This is a genomic window from Aggregicoccus sp. 17bor-14 (assembly GCF_009659535.1).
Taxonomy (GTDB): Bacteria; Myxococcota; Myxococcia; order Myxococcales; family Myxococcaceae; genus Aggregicoccus.
Map to the genome: position 1 here is coordinate 1 of NZ_VJZZ01000011.1, position 21558 is coordinate 21558.

Here is a 21558-nt window from a genome sequence, read left to right on the forward strand (position 1 = left end):
GGCGACGAATGGGTGTTTGGCGACTCCATCCGTAGCCTTCGGCGGTGTGGCTCGCTGCGCTCAACCCGCCGGCCCCTCGTCAGACCGACGGCCCCCCTTCAAAACTGCGAAACTCGAACTAAGTTAAGGCTGCTTTACTTCACGGATGCGCTATTTAAATCAAGTCGGCTTGATTTAAATAAGCCTCGGCTGAATGCTGTCTCGATGGTGGCGAAAGTAGAAGTCGCTTCGAGGGTAGGCCGCGAGCGGGTGCGGTCCTTCGTGCCGCCGCCGCTCCCGCCGGTTTCCCCCATCGACCTCCTGCGCCTGCTGGAACCTCTCAGCCGCGCCGAGCGAGCTCTGGGGCGCCTCGACGGCATCACGATGCTCCTGCCGCGCCAGGAGCTGTTCCTGTACATGTACGTGCGCAAGGAGGCGGTGCTCTCCTCGCAAATCGAGGGCACGCAGTCGACGCTCACCGACCTGCTTCGCTTCGAGACCGACGCTAAGGCCGGCCAGCCGATCGACGACATCCGCGAGGTCTCGAACTACGTCGACGCCATGATGTACGGCCTCGAGCGGCTCCAGACTCTCCCGCTCTCGCTTCGGCTCATCCGCGAGATGCATGCCCGCCTGCTGCAGGGAGGGCGTGGCGGCACGAAGGACCCGGGCGAGTTCCGTCGCTCGCAGAACTGGATCGGAGGCACCCGGCCCGGAAACGCGCTGTACGTCCCGCCTCCGGCGACGGAGCTGGAGGGCTGCCTCGGCGCCCTCGAGAGCTTCATGCACGAGGAACAGTCCCGGCTGCCGGCCCTGATCAAGGCGGGGCTCCTGCACGTGCAGTTCGAGAGCATCCACCCCTTCCTCGATGGCAATGGCCGCATCGGCCGCCTGCTCGTGACGCTCTACCTGTGCGTCCACGGGGTGCTCCGCAAGCCGCTGCTCTACCTCAGCCTCTACCTGAAGGCACACCGCGCTGATTACTACCGCTTGCTGCAGGAGGTTCGTGAGCACGGCGCGTGGGAGGCGTGGCTCGAGTTCTTTCTCGAGGGCGTCGAGCAGACGGCGAACCAGGCGTTCGAAGCGACCACGCGGATCGTCGAGCTGTTCAAGCGCGATCGGGAGCGCATCACCACCTCGAGCGAGCGCGCGGGATCTGCACTTCGCGTGCACGAGCTGCTGCAGACGCAGCCCTTCCTCAACTCGAACCAGCTCGTGGAGCGGACCGGGCTCACTGCGCCCACGGTGAATGCGGCGCTCGCGGACCTGGAGCGCCTGGGCATCGTCGAGGAGGTGACCGGACGCAAGCGAGGTCGCGTCTTCGCATACCGCGGCTACCTGGCCGTGCTGAACGAAGGGACCGCCCCGCTGCAGGGAGCTTCCTGATGGGCGTGGGGCGAGTCAGGCCCGTCACGCCAGGGCGCTCGGGACGCGGGCTCGAATTGTCGGAGCGGAGCGGTAAATCGTCTGCTTGGTAAGCATCTCCACGCCCAGGCATCCTCGATGGGGGTGGACTTTGGACTCAGTCCATATTACCTGAGGGGCGTGATTGCCGCCGCGATTTCCATTGGCCGAGGTTCAGGCGCTCGCGCGCGAGGAACGGTTTCGTCTGAATCCGGGGCCCGCTTGCGTGAAGACCTTGGAGTCGTACCTCCACGGGGAGCTCGAGAACTACCGCCCGTTCGCACAGAGGGTCATCGCCACACTCTCGCTCGGGGACTTCTACCGCAGTGAGCAGTGGCCTCGCGGTCCAAAGGGAACCTGGGCAGATGAGTACGGCGTGCGCCTCCCGCCAGCACTTTGCGACGAGTTCGGAATCGGCCCCGCCGCCTGGTACGTGAAGGTCGTCGTGCAGCGGGGGCCGCGCGGTCAGGAGCTGTTCTTCATGTCACTGCACCCCCTCAACTTCGTCATGGTGCGCGATGCCGGCACCCTGCACCCCACTCCGTAGGAGGAGTCCATGGACGAATTGACCTGTCTTGCTTGCGGTGAAGGCACCATTCGACCGATCAGCCGAGCGGGCCGTACGATGCGTTACCGGCAGCTGGAGCGACTCGAGTTGCCCGGCGATCTCGCACTCCCCACCTGTGATGCGTGTGGTGAGCTCTGGCTCGATGCCGAGGCCACGGAGGCCGCTCAACGTGCGCTCGCGGCGGAGTATGGGCGTCAGCTGTCGCTTCGGGCGGAGCAGGCCGTGGAGACGCTGCGAAGCACGCTTCCGCAGCGCGACCTCGAGCGCCTCATCGGCGTGTCGGCGGGGCTGCTCTCCAAGATCAAGAACGGCAAGGAGACGTCGCCTACCCTGACGGCGCTCCTGCTCCTGCTGGCGTCACGTCCGGAGCGAGTGCGAGAGCTGGAGCGGCTGTGGAAGCGCCCTGCGAGAAGTGCACTCCGCGCGCTCGAGGCAGAACCGCTGCGAGTCGAATCTGCCCCTGTGTTGTTCGGCGCTGCGCCACAGCCGGAGCTCGCACAGAGTGAGCCCATTTCGACGACCTCGACGCTGAATTGGGAGGCGCTCGCTGCATGAGCGCCCTGTCTCCAGAAGTGCAGAAGCAGGTCATCGCTCTCGCTCGCAACGTGAGCCTCCGCGACGTTCGGGTGGTGTCGTTTCGTGCGGAGCGGGTGGGAGTGCCTGCGCCTGGGCCCGAGGCGGCCGCACTTTCCGTGGACAGCCAGGTGGCGCACGCACCGCTGCCTCCGCATGGGTTCGTGATCGAGATGCGCTTCCGCGTCGAGGCGCGCGCTCGGGAGGCCGCCGGCGAGCCCTTTGCCCTTTTCGAATACCGGGTGGGAGCGATCTACGGCCTGAATGGAGAGCTGCCCACGGCCGCGGTGCTAGATGCGTTCGGGCGGACGAACGGGATGGTGCACCTGTGGCCCTATCTTCGCGCCTACATCCAGCAGGCCAGCGCTCAGCTCTCGCTCCCCGCGCTCGTGCTGCCTCCGTACCGCGTCGTCGAGTCGGGAGCCAGTGCTGCGCCGAGTGGCCGCGTAGCAGAGTAGGCGGGACCCCAGAGCTGTGTGGCAAGCCACGGTGGCGACAGGAGAGGAGCCTGAATTAGGCTCCCGCCCATTCGGTCATCTGGCGAGGCGCTATGTTCAAGAAGCTGTCCGCCTTCGGTAACAGCCTCAAGCTCATCATCGGGCGTCGGCTCTTCCCGTTGCTCGACAACGCCAAGGATACGCCTTTCGAGGTCAGGACCCCCGGCGAGGTATTGATCGTCCGCCCCATGAGGACGGCAGCACAAGTCGACTCCGTGCTCGGCGCAGCGGACGCACTGATGACCGCGCACGAGGAGACCTTCCGGAAGCTCGCCAGGTGACCGGCTACGTGCCAGGCCGGCGGCAGCTCGAGCATTGTGGTGGCGGAGCGGGAATGCGCACCCGCGGGCTCCTTCACACCGTTTGTCCGGGGGTGTCGCGGTCGAGTTGGATGAGCCCATCGAAGGCTCGGTGGAGCTGTCGATCGTGAGTCAGCGCGATCCCTCGAAGGCGGTCGGCTCTGGCCGGTCGCCAGGCGATCCGAACGAGCAAACCGAGCTCGCCGAGCTGATTGCGAGTGGCGAGGCAGAGCTCCGTCGACTGGAGTTTGCGCAGGCTGAAGCAAGGGCGCGCCTCACCTTGCTCCGGGCCAGGCTCGAGGAGGGGGGTGGGGGCACTCAGGCGACCGTCGCACCGGTGGCCACCGCGCCTGCTGCGCGCGTCCCTCGAACTGCGGCTGAGAAAGTGCGGCTCTTCCGTCAGCTCTTTCGCGGCCGGCTGGATGTCTATCCCACGCGCTTCGTCAGCAAGAGGACGGGGAAGCCCGGCTATGCGCCTGCCTGCGCGAACAAGTTCGTTCCCGGCGTCTGCCAGTTGCCGGCGGTCACGTGCAGCGCGTGCACGAAGCAAGCGTTTCGTCCGGTGGATGACGCAGCGGTGCTCGCGCACCTCACGGGCCAGCACGTCATGGGCGTCTACCCGATGCTCAGCGATGAGACCTGCTGGTTGCTCGCGGCAGACTTCGACAAAGGGAGCTGGCAGGAGGATGCGCGCGCCTTCGTGGAGACGGCGCGCCGCCACAGGCTCCCGGCGCTCGTCGAGCGCTCGCGTTCAGGGAAGGGGGCCCACGTCTGGTTCTTCTTCTCGTCTCCCGTCGCAGCATCCGCGGCACGGAAGCTGGGTTGCTACCTCATTACCGAGACCATGGCGCACCGCCACGAGCTCAGCATGGAGTCCTACGACCGGCTCTTCCCCAGTCAGGACACGATGCCGCGCGGCGGGTTCGGCAACCTGATCGCACTTCCGTTGCAGCATGGGCCTCGACAGGAGGGCAACTCGGTCTTCTTGGATGAGGATTTCGTCGCCGTCCCGGACGACCAGCAGTGGGCCGTCCTTGCATCCGTGGAACGCATCGATCCGGCCACGGTGGAGCGCATCGCCTCCGAAGCCACCCAGGCCGGAAGTATCGTCGGCCTGCCCGCACTGGAGGGAGGGGACGAGGAATCCGCGGCGCCGTGGACCCGCGTGCCCTCAGGAAAACCTCGCCCCGCGCACCCTCTGGGGCCGCTGCCCGAGCGCATCGAGGCCGTCCTCGCACAGAGGCTGTACGTGCCGAAGGCCGGCCTTCCTGCCTCGCTCCTGAATCAGGTGAAGCGGGTCGCGGCCTTCCAGAATCCCGAGTTCTACAAGAGGCAGGCGATGCGCCTCTCCACGGCGAGGGTCCCCCGGGTGATCAGCTGCGCGGAGGACCTGCCGCTGCATGTGGCGCTGCCTCGTGGCTGCCGGCCTGAGCTCGAAGCGCTGCTGGCGGGACACGGGATTGCCCTGCAGGTGGAGGACCAACGCACGCCGGGCACTTCGCTCGCCCTGCGCTTCCACGGAGCGCTCAGCTCCGTCCAGGCGGAAGCGGCCCGGGCACTGCTGGCCCACGACGATGGCGTGTTCGTCGCTCCGCCCGGCGTGGGCAAGACCGTGCTCGGGGCCCACCTGGTGGCGGCGCGCGCTCGCAGCACCTTGGTCCTGGTCCACCGCAGACCCCTGTTGGACCAGTGGCGCGCGCAGTTGTCGCGCTTCCTCGGCGTCGAGCGCGAGGGGATCGGGCACCTTGGTGGTGGCCGGGATGCGCTCACCGGAAGGATCGACGTGGCGATGGTCCAGAGTCTCGTTCGCCAAGGTTCGGTCGATGATCGGGTCTCGAGCTATGGCCATGTGATCGTCGACGAGTGCCATCACTTGCCAGCGGTGTCGTTCGAGCGCGTTCTCGCTGAGGTCAGGGCACGCTACGTCCTGGGTCTCACGGCAACACCCCAGCGGCGCGATGGCCACCACCCCATCACTCAGATGCAACTCGGGCCAGTGCGCTCGATGGTCGACGCCAGGGCGCAGTCGGCAACGCGCGCCTTCGAGCACCGTCTCATCGTGCGGGAGACTTCGTTCCAGTTGGAAAGTCCCGCGCACCGGGCTGACATTCAAGCCCTCTACGCGGCTCTCGCCAAGCACGAGCAGCGCAACGCGATGATCCTGGAGGATGTACTGCGAGCGCTCGGACACCGCCGCTCTCCGATCCTTCTGACAGAGCGCAAGGAGCAGCTGGAGTACTTCGCCACCCGCCTACGTCGGCGCGCTCGCCACCTCGTGGTGCTCCAAGGCGGCATGGGCGCCAAGGAGCTTCGCGCGATCCATGCCCAGCTCGAAGCCATCCCTCCAGACGAGGAGCGACTGGTGCTGGCGACCGGGCGGTATGTGGGGGAGGGGTTCGACGATGCGCGGCTCGATACCCTGTTCCTCGCCATGCCGGTGTCCTGGAAGGGCACGTTGATTCAGTACGCGGGACGCCTCCACCGGGTGCACCCGGGCAAGCGAGAGGTGCAGATCTTCGACTACGTCGACCGCGAGGTGCCGGTGCTGCGGCGCATGTTCGAGAAGCGCCTGCGCGGCTACCGCGCGATGGGCTACTCCTCGAGCAGGGTGCCGCCGGAGCGAGGCGCAGCAACGGCTGACGACGACGAGGATGCCTACCCTCTGCTCGATGATGGCCTGGATCTCGAGGACCCGTGAGACAGGCCGGAAGCAGAGTCCGCTGAGCGCGGAGCCACGGCCGGTCGGAAGCGAGTGGAGCGAGGCCTACCGCGTATGGCACGGCGGCGGTTGAGGACGCCCTTCAGCACCCCGGGGCCGGCGCCTTGCCTACACAGCACTTCTTGTACTTGCTGCCGCTGCCGCTGCCGCAGGGGCAGGGGGCATTTCGACCGGGCTCGAGGGCGCGGTGGGCGGGTTGCTCCGTGAACTGCCGCGCCGGGTCAAGCGCTTGCTCGAGCTGGGCCAGGTCCGGCGGCTGACCTGGAGCGAGCTCCGTCATGTACTCGAGGCCGTGCTGCGCGCAGGTCCGAGCGACGTGCTCGATTGTCTCGTCATCTGGGACGCGCACCATGATGGGGCGCTTCTTGCTACCCCGCCTTGCCACTCCCTCGCCTCCTCCCGGAGCGGAGAGAACCGCTCAAAAATACTCCGCGACGCTCGGACGCATCGCACGCTTGAAGCGGTCGAAGAAGCCCTTGCGCCGCGCCAGCCTCTTCTTGAGCTGGGCGAAGCGCGCGTCGAACGCCTCCAGCTTGCCATCCCGCTCGGCGAGCGCGTGCAGGTCGCTCGCGAGGGCGACGGCCTTCTCGTACTCGCGCTCGTCCACCTTCTGCGCGAGCTCCGCCCACGCCTCCGCCCCGCGCTCGGCGAGCGCCTCCAGCCGCTTCTGCCGCCTGCGCTCGGCCGCCGCTTCAGAGCGGGTCTGCGCGGCTGCCTCGCGCGCCTCGCGCTTGCTGCGCAGTTGCTCCGCGCGCTTCCAGAGCTCGGCGGCCGTGCGCAGGGACGCGCTCCGCACCGGCGCCCGCGTCTGGCGGTACGCCGCGCGCAACTCCGCCCCCAGCGCCAGCTCCGGATGCTTGGCTGCGCGCAGCAGCCAGCGCAGCCGCTCGGCCTCCGGCAGGGCTTTCACCCAGGGCACGAGTCCGGCCTCGTCGTCGTCGAACTCAGGGCTCGCCTCGGCCGCTGCCGCCAGGAGGTCCACGTCGATGCGCAGGAAGTCCGCCAACGCTTCGAGCGGGCCGTCCAGCTTTCCAAGCCCTGCTGGAACGGGAGGCTCGGGTGCGTCGTCCTCGCGCTCGCCTTCCTGTAGTCCGCAGAGCCAGGCCAGGTACGCCGGGCGGAGGTCTCCCTGCAGCAGCAGCGCGCGCACGGGCGCGAGTGTGGCGAGGGAGGGCGGCTCCTCCCCGTCGTCACCGCCGTCGTTCTCGCTGCGCAGGTCGATCACGAGGTGCTCTCCGTGCACGGTGAGCTCGCGGGGCGCTCCGGCGAAGTAGGGCTTGAGGGAAGCGAGGTCCACTCGGTCCTTCGGCACCCGCAGCATCAGCCGGTGGGTGCCCCAGTTGGCGAAGTACAAGTGCAGGTCGAAGTACTTCGCGAGCAGCTTCGCCGGGTCCGCCTTGAGGTCGCCCCACTGGTACTCGTTCCAGAAGCGGGTCGCGGAGATCTCCGCCTGGGTCGAGATGCCGCGCAGGGCGGTCTGCTCCTTCTCGCTCAAGGGCCGGTCGACTGCGACGAACTCGTACCACTGGTACTCGCTCATACGGGCTCCTTCCCGGTGGGACCCTCTAGGCTCCCTGAACAGGTCCGTGCGCGCGCAGATAGGCCTGAGCGCGGGCGAGCAGCGCGGCGGACGCGGCGTCGCCGGCCTTCTCCTGCTGCAGGCGGTAGGGCTCCAGCGTCGCCTCGGCCCACGTGGAGGCCGCTTTCAGGGCGGCGATCTGGGCCTGCTCCTCCGGGGAGTCCGCCATCCGGGGCGCGTCCCGCAGGTACGCCAGCGCGATGAGCTCCAGGGGCGCCAGCAGCGCCTCGAGGTGCAGGCGCCGGTACCAGTCCCGCGCCTCTGGGGTGAGCTTCGGATCCGCCGCGCGCCGCTCGAGGCGCTGCGCCAGGCGCTCGACGAAGGCGTCGTCCACCCGCTGCTTCAGCTCCTCGTGCAGGCGCACGGTGGCCTTCGCCTGCGTACCCCACCACTTGCTCCGCAGGAGCTTCCTCGCGGCATCGGCGAGATGGGCATGGAGGTACGCCCACTCCGCTCCCGAGAGCACCGCGTGTCCGGCCTCGGTGCCCAGGGTGGTGAGGAGCTGCTCCTGCTCCCGGTGCTCGAGCAGCTCGCGCGACTGGACGAGGAACAGTGACTCCAGGAAGGGAACGCTCTCGGGAGCGAAGTCTCCGCCTCTTCGCGCGAGCTGCAGCGTGAGCATCGATAGCCAGAGCGCCCGCCGCTCGGGCTCGGGCGTGGAGGGCGCGCGGGCGAGCGTGAGCATCGCCGCCTCGAGCTCCCGCGCGAAGGCCGGCGTGACGAGCGAGCGGGCGATCTTCCCCCACAGGTCGCGCCGGGTGGGCTCGTGGCGCTCTGCCCGCATCACCTTCAGGAGGGGCTCGAGCGGATAGCGCCAGGTGCCCAGCGGTGCCCCCTGCGCGAAGAGCCGCGCCATCTGCTCGGCGGAGTCCTTCAGGGGCTTCAGCTGCCGGGACTGGAGCACCGCCGCGGCCTCCTGCATCGCCCTCAGGTCGTCGGCGGGAAGCCCCGGGAGGGGAGGTGCGGCGGCCGGCGCGGAGTCCTTCTCCGTGCCCTTGCAGCACTTCTTGTACTTCTTGCCGCTGCCACAGGGGCAGGGGGCATTGCGTTCGAGCGCGCTCATCGTGGGGTGAGCCGTAGCAGTGGGGTAGGGGTCGGGCAAGGTGGAGGGCAGGGCGTGCGTCTGCAACCGGCGCCTCACGGTGTTACCCGCGGCCGCTTCAATGTCCGCTCTATGGACTTCGCGTTCAGTGGACCGCTTCAGGGCGGTGGGGCGGGAGAACTGTCTGCCGGGGTGTCGCTCGCGGTGCGCCACGAGTTCTGAATGGCGCCGTGGGCCGCGAGGCGGGCCTGGGCCCTGGCAACCCAGGTCGCACCCTGCGCGTCCCCTGTGCGCTCGATCTGCTCGCGGTAGGGCTCGAGCGCCGCGGCGTCCCAGCGAGCCTGGGCCTGCAGCGCCGCGAGCAGCCGGGTCTCCTCCGGAACGCCCTGAAGGGTGGGTGTGCCGTCGAGGTACGCCCGGACGATGAAGAACAGGGGCTGCGCCTCCGTCGCGCGGAAGATGCGCCGGTACCACGCGCGCTCCGATTCACCCGGGCGCGCCTCCGCGGAGAGGCGCTCAAGCCGTCCCAGCACGCCCTCGACGAAGGTCTCGTTCATCGCCTGCGTGAAGGCGCCTCGCAGTCGGTCCCCCGCGGCCTGCTGGGCCCTCTTCTTCCGGGTGGCAGAGAACGCGCTGAGGGGCTCCCCGACGTGGGTGTGCAGGTAAACCCACTCGGGGCCGGTGAAGAAGGGCTGCACGCCCGGGCCCCGGAGCGAGGCGAGTGCCTCCTCGCGCTCGTGCTCCAGGCGGTGTTGGAGCTCGCGCTGCAGCTGCGGGTCCTCGTCCAGGACCTGATCGAGCGCGGCTGCCACCTCCGGCCGCTTGCTCAGCTCCCGGATGAGCAGTTCCTCCGCTCGAGCATCCGTGGGGAGCTCGTGCGTGCCCTCCAGGGCTGCGGCGTAGACCTCGCGGACCTTGTCGCGCCGGGAGACCCACTCGCTCATCTGGAGGTAGAAGAGGGACTCCAGGATGGGGACGTTCTCCGGGGCGAAGACGCCCATCTCCATCATCTGCAGCGTGAGGTGCGCGACCCACAGCGGCAGTCGCTCGTGCTCGGGCGTGGTGCGGGCTCGCGCCCGGTCCCGCAAGGCGCCCATGACTTCTTCCGTGAACGCGGGAGTCACGAGCACGGGGGCCGCTGCGCACCACAGTGCATCGCGCTGCGCCTCCGGCGTGTCGGACTCAGCCTCCGGAGGGTTCTTCCTCCAGGGCTCCATCGCGTCCACGAAGGCCTCGGTCAGGTAGCGCAGGTGCGCCAGGGGGCCGCCGGCCCCGAGCATCCGGGCGATCGCATCGAAGGCTTCCGTGAGCGGCTCCTTCTCGCCCGAGGACAGGAGGGCCGCGGCGCGGCTCATCCACTGGAAGTCCTCTCCGAGCGCATCCGCCGGTGCGCGCGCCGCCGCCCGCGCGACCGGGAGCGGGGCCTGCTCGCGCGCCGGGTCCTGTTCGGTGCCGAGGCAGCACTTCTTGTACTTCTTGCCACTGCCGCAGGGGCAGGGGGCATTGCGCTCCAGGTGGCTCATCCCACGGGTCCGGTAAGGGTTGCGCGGAAACGATGACCACCGGCCGGATGGAGTGAAAGGGCGGCCAGCCCCTCAGCTCACGCTCGGCGATGCGGGAGAGGCTGCGCACCCAGGGGCGCCCGGACTGCGACCGACCGGGCGGCATGCGGTCTGTCCCGAGAGGGGAGAGCCCGCCCGGCTCGGGCGCGAAAGGGCGGCGGGAGCGCCGCGGCCCTCACTCCAACGACTGAAGCAACGGGGCGAGCGCGATGTTCCAGTAGTTCGTGCTGCCGGTGTGCGAGTGGAAGGTGCGGGCGGACTGGGAGAGGCGGTTCACCAGGGCCTCGTACTCGGCGCGGCTGGTGTCGCGCAGGGAGAGGTAGAGCCGGGCCGCGCGCTGCAGGTACGCAAAGAGCGGGTTCGCATCCGTGCCATCCGGACGACGCCGCAGCTGGCGGAAGAGGCGCTCGAACTCCTCGTCCGGCTCGGGCCTGCCGCGCGCCGCGCACCCGAGCGCCGCCGTCAGCTCGAGCAGGACGAAGAAGGGCACGTACTCCTCCGGCGGCTCGGGGCGCATCGGGGGCGCGGGCCGCGTCCCGGTGAGCAGCGCCGAGATGGGCTTCAGCGTGACGTCCACGTGGCGGTCTGCGAACCCGACCCGGACCTCGGCCTCGGTGGGACGCACGATTCCCGAGGGGCTGCCGACCACCGGGATCGACAGCTGCGCAGGGTCAGTCGCCAGCCCCGCCTCCTCGAGCTTCTTGATCACCTCTGCGTCCATCCGGCTCCTCCTCTTGCCCAGGCCTCAGACCTGAAATCCCTCCGGGAGCTGCGGCGTGAAGCCGGCGGCCCGGGCCCGCTCGCCGAGCTCCGGCGAGACGCTCCCCAGCGTCAGCACGCTGTAGTCCTTCCCTCGCTTCGCGTGCAGCTCCCAGCGCTGCACCCGTCGCAAGTCGTGCGGGTGGCGCTGGCGCTTGCGCTCGAGCAGCAGGTCGAAGTCCGCAGGGTCGAAGCCCTCGCGCACCAGGTGTCCCCGCAGCCGCACCGCCTCGTTCGCCGAGGGCGTCTCCGCGTCCGCCACCGCCGCGTTCCACACGATCGCCGCGAGCTTCAACACCCGGCGCGCCTCGGAGGCCTTGCTCGCCCCGCGGTCGAGCAGGGGACGCGCCAGGTCCAGCAGGCTCTCGGAGAGCTTCCGCCCCGCGCCCAGCGCTAGGTCCACGTCGTGGTTCGGAAGGGGCTGTCCCAGCGCATCGAGGCCCAGCTCGCGGCGCAGCAGGCGTACGTCCTCCACGCTTCCCGCCATCTCGTCGCGTGCGGCGGTGTTCTCCAGGGTGCGCAGCAGCCGGTGCACGGCGCGGCGGCCCTCGGCGTCCGCCAGGCGCTCGCGCGGGCGCGCGCCACCGAGCAGGGGGTGGGGTTGATCCGGCCAGGTCCGGTAGAAGTCGCGGCCCATCGCCTCCTCGACCGCCTCCACGCTGCCCTCCTGCAGCTGCGCGTCCAGGAGGATGTCCCCGCCGCCCGGGAGCTCGGGCGCCTCGAGCCGCTTGCGCCCGGTGAAGGTGAGGAGCGCTCCGGCCGCCGCCTCCACCCGCGCGCGCAGCGCGTCCGCGCGCTTCTCCGAGTTGGTGCTCAGCGTCAGGGTGGCCGGCGTCACCTTGGCGTTGCCCATGATGGTGTTCTCCCAGCTCGGGTGCACGGGGTTGCCGGGGCGGATGAAGGTCAGCGAGGTGCTCTTCGCCCGGTCCTCCTCCACCACCACGTGCTCGAGCCCCGCGAGCAGATCCACGAGCTTCTCGCGCTCGCCCTTGCGCACGCGGAAGCGGTCCTCCAGCAGCTGCAGCGGGTCTCCGTCCGTGTTCTTGAGGACGCTGGGCTCCTCCTGCTCGCGCTCGTAGTCCTCGACTGCTGCGCACCAGGCCTGGACGAGCTCGCCCGCGGAGGGCGTGCCTCCGAGCTGCTCGAGCACGGCGTCCGCCTCGGCCGGCGGGAGCAGCTCGGGATGCATGCCCGCCACCACCTGCTCGCCGGGCACGCTCGTCACGCGGCCCACCACCACGTCCCGCGGCACGAGCACCCTCGAGGCCGACACCTCGTGCACGGTGGCCCGGGTGCCGGTGAGGAGGTCCACGAGGTCCATCCCCTCGCCGGGCCGCACCTCCAGCACCTCGTGGGCGCTGGAGCGCGCGGCGAGCTGCGCCTCGAGCCACACGCGCTCGTCCGCCGATAGGCTCGCGCCGCGCTCCTCCAGGTAGTGCTTCGCCACCGGCTTGCCCTCCACGGGGCACTCGAACAGCGACCACGGGAGGAACAGCTCGGGGTGCGCCGGGTGCTCGCCGTAGAGCTCGTGCATCGGGCCCTTCACCGTCTCGCGGGTGAAGCGCTTCGCGCCCCACGCCGACAGCTTCTCGGTGAGCGCTTCGTCCACCGCGTGCCAGCGGGAGCGCCCCGGCGCCGCGGAGGACGCGGCGGCGCGCGCGTTCGCGCCCCCGTGGCAGCGCTTGAACTTCTGGCCGCTGCCGCAGGGGCAGGGCTCGTTGCGGCCCACGGTGCCCCAGGCGGCCGCGGCCACCGCCTCGGCGGCGCGGGGGCCGGGCGAGGTCGCCGTGGCGCGCACCGCCGTGCGCGGCCCGGCGGTGGACTCGCCGCGGCCCTCGCTACGGTTCTTGCACAGCGCGACCACGGCGCGCAGGGACGCGGTGAGCAGCGCCAGCTCCCCGGAGGGGAGCGGCACCATCTCGCCCCCGCGCACCCGGATGACGATGGGCGCGAAGGGCGCCCCCGTCGCCTCCTCGACCGCGTCGACGATGTACTCCGGCTCCTCGTTCAGGAGCAGCGCGAGGCTGTCGACGGAGGCCGCGGCTGACTCTCCTCCCGCGTCGAAGAGCCGCTCGACCTTCGCCACCGAGCCCGGCGCGAAGTAGATGGCGAGCCCGAACTCCTCTCCGCCGCTGCCCAGCACGCACGCCTCGAGCGTGCGCGGGTGCGCCCCCTCCACGTGCAGGGTGAGGGGGATTTCCGAGTCGAAGAGCTCCCAGGGCAGCTCCCCGTCGAACTGCGCCGCCGCCTGCAGGAGCTCGACGATCTGCGGCGTGTGCTCGGCTCCGCCGAGGTCCCCCTCGTGGTCCATCCCCACCGCCATGGCGGCCTTGAGCTGGACCAGCTCGCGCGGAAGGGGCGCGACCTCCAGCCCCAGCTTGCGCGTCTCCTTGCGCAGCCCTTCCTCGCAGACCGCCCCCGCGGTGAGCCCCCTCTGCACGAGCTCCTTCAGCGCCGCCGCCTTCGTCGGGCCCGTTGCCAGGTCGGGCTCGGTGTCTCCTGCGGCGAGGCAGCAGTACGAGCGCTCCCCATCCTGGGTGATGAGCGGACCGAGGCAGAAGACGTGGCGCATGCCAGGCCCGCTAGCAGGGGGAGGCCGGGTGAGCAACGTGACGGTGGGGCAGGTTCCGACGGGTGAACCCTTGCCGGCCCGGGGTGCGCTCGCTCAACCGTGGTGCGGCGGCGACTCGACCCTCAGCGCACCCAGCTGCCGACGACCTCGGACTCTTCTACGTCGAGCGCGCGCGCAATCCGGTAGAGCGTCGTACGGCGGGGCATGGATGCGGAGGAGAGCATCCGGCTCAACGACGGTTGCGGGATGCCACTGCGGCGTGCCACTGCGCTGATTCCGCCGTGCGCATCGACGAGCGCTCGTAGGCGGCGCTTGTGCTCCATGACCTGCGTGGCGACCGCGTCGAGATTGTCGAAGTTGACCTTGGCCTTCTCGACGATGCCTCGGGGCATCTCCACCGCCTCGTCGACGGCCTCCTGCAAGTCCGCGACGAGCTGCTCTCGCTCCCGCCTCGTCCGGGCTTCTGCCCAGAGCTCCATGAGCTCGAAGGCCCCCTGGTCGTCGAAGGCAAGGCGATGCACAGCGTCGACGAACTGGGTGGAAAGACCTGCCTTGGTCATGCGCTCCGCGATCTTGGCTGCGGTCACGCGCTGCGCAGGGGTGGTCTGGAAGCTCGTCACGGCAGGTTCATACCATTCCATAACATTTTGCTCGAGCGCACCAGGTGTGCGCCCGGACCACCCACCGTAGGCGTGGGGACTGACGCCGGAGGCCAGGCCCGCCGACATACGTAGGTACTGGAAATGATGGCAGGGGAGGCCGTCCGCCTTCCGGCGCGCGCGGCTTTCTGTGAGGCTCCCGGAAAGCTCAACGACTGCCGCCGTCCTCGTGTTTGGCCGCTCTGCACTTCGCGGAGCGGGTGTCACCCCTTCGCGCTACGCCACGCCCCATGCTCCGCCTCGTCTACTCGAGCCACACCGAGCAGCTCCTCCAAGCACTCGTGCAGGAGGTCTCTGCGTACAGGCGCACGCGCGGGGCCCTGGAGCCGGTGCAGCTGGTGCTGCCCAATCGAAATGTCGAGGCGTACGTGCGCTTCGGGCTCGCGCAGGAGTCCGGGATTGCGGCCAATCTCGAGGTGCACCTGCTGCGCCGCTTCGTCGCGGATCTCGTCTCCCGCGAGGAGGTGCGGCTCGTGGGGGCGGAGGAGCTGCGGACGCTCGTGCTCGGGTTGTTGCTCGACGAGGAGCGGATGGCGCGGCCGGAGTTCGGGCCCGTGCGCGCGTACCTGCATGCGGCCGGGGACAGTGGGGATGCGCTGGACCTGCGGCGCTTCCAGCTCGCGGACCAGCTCTCGCGGCTCTTCGAGGAGTACAGCTTCTCCCGCGACGCGATGCTGAGGGAGTGGCCGCGGCGAGTGGTGCTCGTGGACACGCCGCTCGCGGAGGCCGAGCGGTGGCAGCGGGCGCTGTGGCTCGAGCTCTTCGGGAAGGGTGGGGTGCTCGAGCGACGCGGGGCGGGAGAGGGCGTGCGCTTCACGCATCCGGGGGCGCTCCTGGAGACCTTGCGCAGCGAGAAGCTCGAGCTTCCTCCGCGCCTCTTCGTCTTCGGCATCTCGTACGTGGCGCGGGTGTTCCAGCAGGTCCTCGGGATGCTCGCGCAGCGGACCGAGGTGAGTGTGTTCACCCTGAACCCCTGCCGCGAGTTCTGGGAGGACGTGCAGTCGGGGCGGGGGGCTCGGCGGTTGGGAGCGGAGGCTCTGGAGAGGGAGGATCCGTTCTCCCTGAGTGGGGAGGGGGATACGCCCGCCCTGCGGCTCTGGGGACGGCCGGGGCGCGAGAACATCCGGCTCCTCAACGAGCTCGCGGACTGTGACTTCGATGAGGCGTTTCCGGAGGTGCCTCCTGCGGGGAGCTCGCTGCTGCGGCAGCTGCAGGGGGACATCCTGGAGCGGGCTCCGGTGCCGGTGGCTCCCAAGGGCGTGGAGGTCGATGGGAGCGTGCAGGTGCTCGCGTGTCCGGGGAATCGGCGCGAGGCGGAGGCGGTGGCGGAGGAGATTTGGGCACTGGTGGGAACCCAGCTCCCTCACCCTGACCCTCTCCCAGAGGGAGAGGGGACACTCCGCAAGCTGCGGTTCAACGACATTGCGGTGCTCGTCGCGGGGAAGGACAAGGAGGCGTACTTCTCCCACCTCACCGCGGCGTTCCGGGCTTGCCACGACATCCCGCACAACACCGTGGATCTGTCCTTCGCATCCGTCAGTCGGATGGCCGAAGGGGTGGGGCTTCTGCTCGCGTTCCCCTTCGGCGAGTGCACGCGTCCGGAAGTGTTGCGGGTGCTCACGCATCCCGCGGCCGTCGCGCGCTTTCCCGGTGCACAGCCGGAGCAGTGGGTGGAGTGGTGCGAGCGCCTCGGCGTCGTGCACGGCGCGGACCGCACCGACCACGCGCAGACGTACATCGACCGCGACATCCTCAACTGGGACCAGGGGATGCGCCGGCTCGCGCTCGGTGCGTTCATGACCGGCGCCCGGAGTGAGAATCCGAGCCAGCTCACGCTCGGCCTGGACACCTACTTCCCCGAGGAGCACGACCGGGGGAGCCAGACCAACGCCGCGCGCCTCGCCATGGCCGTGCGCTCGCTCATCGCCGACGCGCGCTTCGCCAGGTCCGCGAAGCTGCCGCTCTCCGCCTGGGCCCGCTTCCTCGTGGCCCTCTGTGAGGCCTACCTCGCCGGGCCCGGGGAGGCGGAGGCCCGCGAGCTCGAGCGCTGTCTCTCCGCGCTCCGGGGCCTCGCGGACACGGAGCTCGGCGAGCAGCCGGTCTCCTACCGCATCGCGTACGAGCTCGCGCAGAAGGCGCTCTCCGAGGTCTCCGGCTCGCGCGGCCAGCACCTCGCCGACGGCGTCGTCGTCGCCACCACGCGCCCCATGCGCGCCATCCCCTTCAAGGTGGTGTTCCTCGTGGGCCTCGGCGAGGGCGAGTTCCCCGCGGTGGACAAGCGCAACCCCCTGGACCTGCGTCTCGCCAAACCCCAGGCGGGCGACGTGAGCAACCGCGACCAGGACCGCTACACCTTCCTCGAGACGCTCCTGTGCACCCGCGAGCGCCTCTACCTCTCCTACGTCTCGCGCGACGCGCTCACCGGCGAGAAGCTCGAGCCCTCCCCCGTCGTCCTCGAGCTGCTGCAGATGCTCGAGCAGGGCTACGTGGGCCCCGGCGGGCGCAAGCGGCTCGTGCGCACGCTGCCCCTGCACCGGCACGTGGGCGCCGAGCGCTCGCGCATCACCTCTCCCGAGGTGCACCGCGAGAGCGCCGCCGTCGCGCTGCGACGGAGCCTCGAGGCCGCGCTGGGCAAGGGGCCGCTCCCGGAGCTCCCCGCCCTGCGCCGGCGCCTGCCGCCCGAGCTGCGCACGCGGCTGGACTCGCTGCTCGGCCTCTGTGACGGGCTGCCCGAGGGCGCGGCCGCGCTGCCGTCCCGCGAGGGCCCCCTGCGCCTGTCGCTGTCCGCGCTGCGCCGCTTCCTCGAGTGCCCGCTGCAGGGCTACGCGGGCTTCCTCCTCGGCCTCGAGGACGTGGAGGAGGGGGACGTGCGCGAGCGCGAGGACGAGGCCTTCGAGACGGCCTCCCTCGATGCCCTCGTGGGGCTGCGCTCCGTGTTCCTCGAGGTGGTCCGCGGGGCTCCCCAGCGCTCGGGGCTGAAGTTCGAGGCCGCGTACGGCGAGCTCGCCGAGGGGCTCGCCCGCGCCGCCCGCGCCCCCACCGGCGTGTTCGGCCAGGTGGAGCGGCTCGGGCACCTGCAGCTCCTGAAGACCTGGGGAGACCAGCTCGCGACCTCCGCCGCCCGCGCCGCGCGCATCGGGAGCCACCGCTTCGGCGGCGCGCAGGAGGGCGAGCGCGTGGAGCACCTGCATCCGCCCGTGGGCCTCGAGCTCACCCTGGGCTCCGAGCGCGTGAAGGTGGAGCTCACCGGCCGCATCGAGGCCGTGACGGACGCGCCCGCGGGCTCGCTCATCCTCCAGCGGCGCAACGTGTCCACGGGGTGGAGCGAGTCAGTGAAGCGGCAGAAGGCGGCCCTGCGCGGGTACCTGGATCACCTCGTGCTCGCGGCCGCCGGGGTGCAGGGGGGCGAGGACTTCCGCGCCCAGGTGCTGGTGGCCGGCAACAAGCCCACGGCCTTTGGCGTCGGCTTCAAGGGGCTCTCCCAGGAGGCCGCGCGGGCGCAGCTCACGGTGCTCGCCACCGAGCTGCTCTCCGGCGTGCACGACTACCTGCTGCCGTGTGAGGCCGTGTTCCTCGCGCAGGGGGAGCACGCCAAGGGGCGCAGCCTCGAAGAGTGCATCGCGGAGGTGGTGGGGGACGAGCGCGGCTCGCACAGCTCGCGCTATGGCCCCATCCGCCGCTTCGACCTCTACCCGCCGCCGAAGGACGCAGAAGGCCTCGTCGCCCGCCGCTTCGGGCACTTCTTCGCGCAGCTCGTCCCCGAGAGCGAGGCCTAGCCCATGGGCACCCCGCGCTACGAGAAGCCGGCCATCCTGGCCCAGATTCCCCGCGACCGGCCCTGCGTCATCGAGGCCTCCGCCGGCACCGGGAAGACCTTCACCCTCGAGCACCTCGTCGTCGACCTCATCCTCGAGACCGACACGCGCATCGAGGAGGTGCTCGTCGTCACCTTCACCGAGCGCGCCACCGCCGAGCTGCGCCGCCGCGTGCGCGAGAAGCTCGAGGAGCTCCTGAGTCACAGTGGTGAAGCCGAGGGCGTCCCGGACGCGCAGTGCTGGACCCTCGGGCCCGAGCAGCGCCGGCGCATCCAGGCGGCCCTCACCTCCGTGGACGCCGCCACCATCTCCACCATCCACGGCTTCTGCCAGCGCGTCCTCTCCGAGCAGGCCTTCCACAACGGCCGGCTCTTCGGGGAGAAGCAGGTGGATGCGCGTTCTGCGTTCAGCGCCGCGTTCCTCGACGTCCTGCGCACCCGCTTCGCCCGCGAGCCCGAGCTCAAGGAGATGGTGCGGCTGTGGCTGGAGTCCGGGGAGAGCATCGAGTCGCTGGAAGCGCTGCTGCACCGCTGCTCCGTGGAGCGCGGGGCGCTGCGGCCGCGCTTCGAGGCGGCTGCGTTCCTCGCCGCGCTGCATGCGTGTCCGCTCTCGCCCGACGTGCTGCCCCTGTTCGCCAAGGAGCTGAAGGACGGGAAAGTGCACGCGGCCACGAGCAAGAAGCTGCAGGCGGTGCTCGCGGAGCTCACCGGCTGGTACGAGGGCGTGCGCGGGCGCCAGGGCGCCGTGCCGCTGCTCTTCGCGCTGGAGGCGGCGCTCGGGGCCCACGAGAAGTACCTGAAGGAGAAGCTCGCGGGGCTGGACGGCGTCTATGCGCGCCGGGTGCTCGCGTGGGTAAAGGAGCTCTCGGCGCAGGCGTGCAGCCCTCGCGCGGCGCTGGTGCACGCGATGCTGCCGTCCGTGCAGGAGCGGCTCGTGCAGCGCAAGCGCGAGCTCGGCCTCTTCGACTTCGACGACATGCTGACGCTCGTGCGCGACAGCCTGCGGGGCCCGCGGGGTGATGCGCTCGCGGCGGTTCTGCGCGGGCGCTACCGCTACGCGCTCGTGGACGAGTTCCAGGACACCGACGAGGTCCAGTGGGAGGTGTTCCGCCGCCTCTTCCACGAGAGCGCCGGCAAGAGCGTGCTGTACCTCATCGGCGACCCGAAGCAGGCCATCTACAGCTTCCGCGGCGCGGACGTGCAGACGTACCTGGAGGCCTGTCAGACCATCGTGGACTCGGGCGGCAGCGTGGTGAGGCTCGATCGCAACTTCCGCTCCACCGAGGCCGTCATCTCGGCCGTCAACCGCATCCTCGACCAAGGCGCGCGCCCGCCCTTCTTCGAGGGCGTCATCCAGTACCCGCACCCCGTGAGCTGCGGGCGCACCGACTTCGTCTCCGTGGGGCCGGACGGCGGGCCTGCCGCGCCCGTGCACCTCTGGCACTTCGTGGACGAGGGGAAGCTCTCGGCGGACGGTGTCCGCGGGGCCCTGGGCCAGAAGATGGCCGAGGAGATCCGCGCGCTCCTGGACCCCGTGACGCCTGCGCTGAAGCTGCGGGACTCGAAGGGTGAGCGCGCGGTGAAGGCGAGCGATATCTTCGTGCTCACCCGCACGGAGAAGGAGGGGAGGGACCTCGCTCAGTGGCTGCGGGCCGCGGGCATCCCCGTCGCCTTCTTCAAGCAGGATGGCCTGTTCCAGTCCGATGAGGCCCAGGACATCCGCGAGCTGCTGCAGGCCATCGCCGACCCGGATGACCGCTCCGCGCGGCTGCGGGCCTGGGGCGGGCCGTTCTTCGGCTTGAGTCTCGAGGAGCTCGCCCGCACGCGGGAACTGCCGCCTTCGCATCCGCTCTTGTTCCGGCTCGCCGCGTGGAAGGCGCTCGCCGATGCGCGCGACTACGAGCGGCTCTTCTCGCGCATCCTCGAGGACAGCGGCGTCGTGCGCCGGGAGCTGTTCCTCGGGGCCAGCGAGCGCAGGCTCACCAACTACCTGCACCTCTTCGAGCTGCTCCTCGAGGAGGTGGGGCGCTCGCGCTGCGCGCTGCCCGAGCTCGTGCGCACGCTGCAGGCGTACATCGAGGAGCGGCGCAGTCCTCCGAACGAGAGCGGCAACGTGCAGCGCCTCGAGGGCGAGCGCGACGCGGTGCAGTTCATGACGATGCACAAGAGCAAGGGGCTCGAGGCCCCCATCGTCTTCCTCGGGGGCGGCTTCACTGCGTCCCCCACGGGCGATGTCGTCGTGTTCCACCAGGACGGCAAGCGCGTCGCGTGGATTGGGAAGCCGGATGGGGAGCTCTCGCCCCTCGTGGACGCGGAGCGCCGGGCGGATGACGAGCGGCTGCTCTACGTGGCCCTCACGCGTGCGGCCGCGCGGCTGTACCTGCCGTACTTCGCGGAGCTGAGTGAGGCGGAGCGCGAGTCGCTCGGGGAGAAGCCCGAGGCGCCGCTCTCCGGGGCCTTCGCTCACCTCAAGGGCGGCTACGGCGTCCTCAACGCCCGCCTGCAGGCGATGATGGGTGCGGGGGAGGCGGGTCTCGAGCAGGGCTTCGTGCGTACCTACGTGCCCTGTGGGGCCCTTGCGCCCGTGTCCACGCCCGAGGAGGCGCTCGCGCGGTGGCAGCCTCCGCCCGAGCTGCTCGAGGAGCCGCCCGTGGACACGCGCGTCGGTGAGCTGCGCCGGCGGCACGCGGGCTTCATCGTGACGTCGTACTCGCGGATGAGCGCGGCCTCGAAGGGCGGTGTCACGAGCGACGAGGAGCTGGACGAGCTCAAGGCGGACCGCGAGGCGGCCTGGCCCGTGCTCTCCCCGGACGAGCTGCCCGGCGGCGTGGCTACGGGTCTGTTCCTCCACGAGGTGCTGGAGAAGCTGCTCGTTCCGTCCATTCGCGATGCCGTGTCCGAAGACGCGTGGGCCGCGGGCGTGAAGGGGCTGCTCGAGCGCGCGGCGCAGTGCCATGGCATCGAGGAGCGCTTTCTTCCGCACGGACAGCGGCTCGTGTGGAACGCGATGCGCACGCCGCTCGAGCTGACGGGTGGCCAGCGGCTGGACGGGATTGCGGGGGCCGCCCGCATCCTGCGCGAGGTGGAGTTCCTCTATCCGATTCCGGAGGCCTCGCACCCGCGGCTCGGTGGGAGTGCGCTCCCGGGCGCCCGCTACGGCATCGAGCGCGGGTGCGTGCGCGGCTTCATCGACCTCGTCTTCGAGCACGAGGGGCGCGTGTACTTCGCCGACTGGAAGAGCGACCTGCTGCCGCGCTACGACGCCGCGAGTGTGAGTGAGCACGTGCGCGCGCACTACGCCATCCAGGAGCAGCTCTACACGCTCGCGGTGGTGCGCATGCTGGGTATCGCCAACGAGGCACAGTACGAGGCGCGCTTCGGCGGCAGCCTCTACTGCTTCCTGCGCGGGATGGGGACGGATGTCGGGGCGGGGGTGTACCTGGCACGCGCTTCGTGGCAACAGGTGTGCGCGTGGGAGGAAGCCCTCCTGCACAACCAGGACTGGGGCTTGCCGCTCGCAGGGTAGTTGCAG

At 70.4% G+C, this 21558-nt stretch carries 14 protein-coding genes; 8 read left to right on the forward strand and 6 right to left on the reverse strand.

The genetic code is table 11. From position 1 onward, the window contains the following. The first annotated feature begins 204 nt into the window (after positions 1–204). The 6 genes from FGE12_RS20285 (at position 205) to FGE12_RS20310 (ending at position 6018) form a co-directional block, all read left to right on the forward strand. Positions 205–1365: a Fic family protein gene (locus FGE12_RS20285; RefSeq protein ID WP_153868379.1), complete on the forward strand. Its 1161-nt coding sequence runs from the start codon at positions 205–207 to the stop codon at positions 1363–1365. Positions 1366–1609: 244 nt separating this feature from the next. Next, positions 1610–1930 (forward strand): hypothetical protein, encoded by a 321-nt coding sequence (locus FGE12_RS20290; protein WP_153868190.1) that lies wholly within the window; start codon positions 1610–1612, stop codon positions 1928–1930. Positions 1931–1939: 9 nt separating this feature from the next. Continuing rightward, positions 1940–2506 carry a hypothetical protein gene (locus tag FGE12_RS20295; RefSeq protein WP_153868191.1) on the forward strand — a complete coding sequence of 189 codons (567 nt, stop codon included), beginning with the start codon at positions 1940–1942 and terminating at the stop codon, positions 2504–2506. Then, on the forward strand, positions 2503–2982 hold the full coding sequence (locus tag FGE12_RS20300; protein ID WP_153868192.1) for a hypothetical protein: 480 nt from the start codon (positions 2503–2505) through the stop codon (positions 2980–2982). Before FGE12_RS20295 ends, FGE12_RS20300 begins: the two co-directional genes overlap by 4 nt. Before the next feature lie 92 nt (positions 2983–3074). Beyond that, positions 3075–3302 (forward strand): AbrB/MazE/SpoVT family DNA-binding domain-containing protein, encoded by a 228-nt coding sequence (locus tag FGE12_RS20305; RefSeq protein WP_153868193.1) that lies wholly within the window; start codon positions 3075–3077, stop codon positions 3300–3302. A gap of 106 nt (positions 3303–3408) precedes the next feature. Beyond that, on the forward strand, positions 3409–6018 hold the full coding sequence (locus FGE12_RS20310; protein ID WP_228530952.1) for a DEAD/DEAH box helicase family protein: 2610 nt from the start codon (positions 3409–3411) through the stop codon (positions 6016–6018). Between the two features lie 439 nt (positions 6019–6457). Here FGE12_RS20310 and FGE12_RS20315 read toward each other — a convergent pair whose 3' ends face one another. The 6 genes from FGE12_RS20315 to FGE12_RS31010 form a co-directional block, all read right to left on the reverse strand. After that, positions 6458–7579 carry a hypothetical protein gene (locus FGE12_RS20315; RefSeq protein WP_153868194.1) on the reverse strand — a complete coding sequence of 374 codons (1122 nt, stop codon included), beginning with the start codon at positions 7577–7579 and terminating at the stop codon, positions 6458–6460. Between the two features lie 25 nt (positions 7580–7604). Next, complete coding sequence (locus FGE12_RS30405; RefSeq protein WP_228530953.1) at positions 7605–8681, reverse strand: SEC-C metal-binding domain-containing protein; 1077 nt, start codon at positions 8679–8681, stop codon at positions 7605–7607. Positions 8682–8818: 137 nt separating this feature from the next. After that, positions 8819–10183 (reverse strand): SEC-C domain-containing protein, encoded by a 1365-nt coding sequence (locus tag FGE12_RS30065; protein WP_194798105.1) that lies wholly within the window; start codon positions 10181–10183, stop codon positions 8819–8821. A 214-nt stretch (positions 10184–10397) separates the two neighbouring features. Continuing rightward, positions 10398–10943 (reverse strand): hypothetical protein, encoded by a 546-nt coding sequence (locus FGE12_RS20330; RefSeq protein ID WP_153868195.1) that lies wholly within the window; start codon positions 10941–10943, stop codon positions 10398–10400. A gap of 24 nt (positions 10944–10967) precedes the next feature. Then, positions 10968–13553, reverse strand: coding sequence for an SEC-C domain-containing protein (locus FGE12_RS30410; RefSeq protein WP_228530954.1), 2586 nt, complete (start codon positions 13551–13553; stop codon positions 10968–10970). A gap of 122 nt (positions 13554–13675) precedes the next feature. Beyond that, a complete protein-coding gene (locus FGE12_RS31010; RefSeq protein ID WP_194798106.1) occupies positions 13676–14173 on the reverse strand; it encodes a helix-turn-helix transcriptional regulator in 498 nt (165 codons plus the stop codon). Positions 14174–14442: 269 nt separating this feature from the next. Between FGE12_RS31010 and FGE12_RS20345 the strand changes: the two genes are divergently transcribed. Both FGE12_RS20345 and FGE12_RS20350 read left to right on the forward strand, forming a co-directional pair. After that, positions 14443–17988 (forward strand): exodeoxyribonuclease V subunit gamma, encoded by a 3546-nt coding sequence (locus FGE12_RS20345; protein ID WP_153868197.1) that lies wholly within the window; start codon positions 14443–14445, stop codon positions 17986–17988. Positions 17989–17991: 3 nt separating this feature from the next. Continuing rightward, complete coding sequence (locus FGE12_RS20350) at positions 17992–21552, forward strand: exodeoxyribonuclease V subunit beta (RefSeq protein ID WP_153868198.1); 3561 nt, start codon at positions 17992–17994, stop codon at positions 21550–21552. Positions 21553–21558: the final 6 nt, after the last annotated feature.